This window comes from Trueperaceae bacterium (assembly GCA_019454765.1).
Lineage (GTDB): Bacteria > Deinococcota > Deinococci > Deinococcales > Trueperaceae > JAAYYF01.
Window position 1 is genome coordinate 4648 of record JACFNR010000068.1, and the last position, 2493, is coordinate 7140.

At 73.2% G+C, this 2493-nt stretch carries 3 protein-coding genes; all 3 read right to left on the minus strand.

Annotated elements, in window-relative coordinates; genetic code table 11:
• Positions 1–1059: HAMP domain-containing protein (locus H3C53_12800; GenBank protein ID MBW7917543.1), on the minus strand; the 1059-nt coding region annotated here is incomplete at its 3' end.
• Between the two features lie 5 nt (positions 1060–1064).
• Positions 1065–1724, minus strand: a complete 660-nt coding sequence (locus H3C53_12805; protein MBW7917544.1) for a response regulator transcription factor — start codon at positions 1722–1724, stop codon at positions 1065–1067.
• A gap of 22 nt (positions 1725–1746) precedes the next feature.
• The gene (locus tag H3C53_12810) at positions 1747–2376 is read right to left on the minus strand and encodes a ferric reductase (protein MBW7917545.1); all 630 of its coding nucleotides are present in this window, start codon (positions 2374–2376) and stop codon (positions 1747–1749) included.
• Positions 2377–2493 lie beyond the last annotated feature (117 nt).

Below are 2493 nucleotides of genomic sequence, written 5' to 3' on the forward strand. Positions count from 1 at the left end.
TCCGGCGCCGTGGACGGCGGCGTTGTCGAGCAGGTTGTCGAGCAGTTGCCGCAGCAGGGTGGCGTCCCCCCGCACCAGCGGGGTGTCGGGTGCGAAGGCGGCCTCAAGGGGAACGTCGGGGCGTGCGGCCCGCGCGGCGTCGACGGCCTCGCCGGCAACGCGCACGAGGTCGACCTCGTGGAGGTCGCCCGGACCGCTGTCGCGCGCGAGCATCAGGAGGTGATCCACCAGCCGCGCCATCCGGTCCACGTCGCGCTCCAGCTCAAGGAGCGCCGCGCGGTAGGCGGCCGGGTCGCGCTGTCGCGCCAACGCGCCCTCGATCCGCGTCTTGAGGGCCGCCAGCGGCGAGCGCAGGTCGTGCGCGGCCGCGCGCAGGAAGGCCACCTCGCGGTCCATCCCGTCCGCGAGGCGCGCGAAGGCGGCCTGCAGCGTGTTGGCGAGCCTGCCCAGCTCGTCGGTTGCTTCTACGCCGGGCAGGGGCGTGCGCAGCTCACGCGAGCCCGTCAGGGCCGCCGCGGCGCGCTCGAGGCGCCTCACGGGGGAGAGCATGTTCGCGGCCACGAGGTTGCTGAGGAGCGCGACCGCCAGCGCGGCGACGGGCACGATGACGGCCAGCGCCAGCAGGTAGGCGCGCAGCGCCAGCTCGGTCCCCACCGGGTCGCCCGCCAGTTGCAGCGTGTAACGCACCCCGTCCTCGCGCACCTCGCGGGTGAGCACGCGGTGCTGCGCCGCGCGCGAGTAGCCGGGCGCCGAGTCGGTGGGCACGGGCGGGAACGCCGGCGTGGCCGCCAGCACCTCGCCCCGGAGGAGGAGGCGCACGTGCACGTCGTCGGGGAAGCCGTGGTCGAACTCCAGGACGTCGTGCTTCGTGCTACCCGGGTGGATGCTCACGTCGTCGACGAGCTTGTCGAGCCGCTGCGCCTCACCCGCCTCCAGGAAGCGCCCCAGGACCAGGAAGAGCGCCAACGCCGTCAGCAGCAGCACCGTCACGGTCTGGGCGATGAGCACGAGCGCCAGGCGCCGGTGCAGGTTCGGCTTGCGCAAGGGGAACGGTCGCATGCCCGTCACGACGCGCGGTACCCCCTTCCGCGCATGCTCTGCACCACCGAGTCGTCGAGCTTCTGCCGTAGGTACCGCACGTACACGTCGACCACGCGCGGCTCCCCGAAGAAGTCGGGGCCCCACACGCGGTCGAGGAGTTCCTGGCGCGTGAACCAGCGCGCGGGCGCGTGCAGTAGCGCCTCCAGCAGGTCGTACTCGCGGCCCGTGAGCGCGACCTCGCGGCCGTCCCAGCTCACCTTGCGTGACACGGTGTCGAGCTCGCCGCGGCCGTCACCGAAGCCGATGCTGCTGCGGGTCACGTCGGATGCGCGGCGCGACAGGGCGCGCAACGTGGCCTTCAGCTCGGCCAGGGCGAACGGTTTCACGAGGTAGGCGTCGCCCCCAAGGTCGAGGCCCGTCACGCGGTCGGCCAGGTCACCCCGCGCCGTGAGGAAGAGGATGGGCACGGCCACGCCCTCGGCGCGCAGCGTGCGCGCCAGGTCGAAGCCGTCCAGGCCGGGCAGCATGACGTCGAGGATGAGTGTGTCGAACCCGCCGGCGCGAGCGAGCTCCAGGCCGCCCTGGCCGTCCGTCGCCCAGGTGACGCGGTGTCCACCCTCCTCCAAGGCGGCGACGAGGGGCGCTGCGATCCGCGTGTCGTCCTCGACCAGCAGGAGCCTCAAGCCCGGTGCCTCCTGCTCAACTCTACGGCGCCCGCCGGCGCCCCTCCACCAGCCGGACCGCCACCGTGAACGCCACCAGCGCCAGGGCGCCAAGGTAGAGCCAGGCCAGGCGGTCGCTGCCTCCCATCACCCCGTGCAAGGTGCCGGCGGCGAAGCCGGGGTAGGCGAGGAGGTGGAGGCCCTTCACCCACTTGGGGCCCAACACCCGCCGCCCCGCGAAGCTGAGGTAGGGCGCCAGCAGCAGGTACGTGCCGACGGTGCCGAGGCCCATGGCCGCCGGCTCGTAGGTGGCGAGTCCGGGCACGAGCGCCCCGGCGAGTGGCTGGGGGAAGTGCTCCGTGACGAGCGAGAACGCCACGTGGACCCCCACCAGCGCCAGCCCGCTACCGGCCGTGAGGCCGTGCCAGCCGAACTGCAACGGTTTGGCCAGCCAGGCGGGCGGCGTGAAGCGCGTCGCCAGCAGCGCACCGCTCGCCACGCTGAGGGTAAGCAACAGGTAGCCGATCACCCCGGTAAGGCGCAGGAAGGCCCAGGTGAAGCCACTCGGCGCCAGGCCGGCCCACGCCAGCAGCCAGTAGAGGGTCAGGGTCGCCAGGGGCAGCCCCAGCAGGTAACGGTTGAGCCGCGGGGCGCGCGCCATCGTCGATGTCATCGGTGTCCTCTCTCGAGTCTCTCGCTAGTGGAGCGTGCCGTCGCGATCGACGACCCAGGCCTGCTCGACCTGCAGCGTCTCCGGCACGGGCGCCCCGAGGAGCAGCAGCTTGGTGGC

Bases quoted from the DNA above. Each gene is read 5' to 3' on its own strand.
- H3C53_12810 (MBW7917545.1), bottom strand. From the start codon at position 2,376: ATGACATCGACGATGGCGCGCGCCCCGCGGCTCAACCGTTACCTGCTG.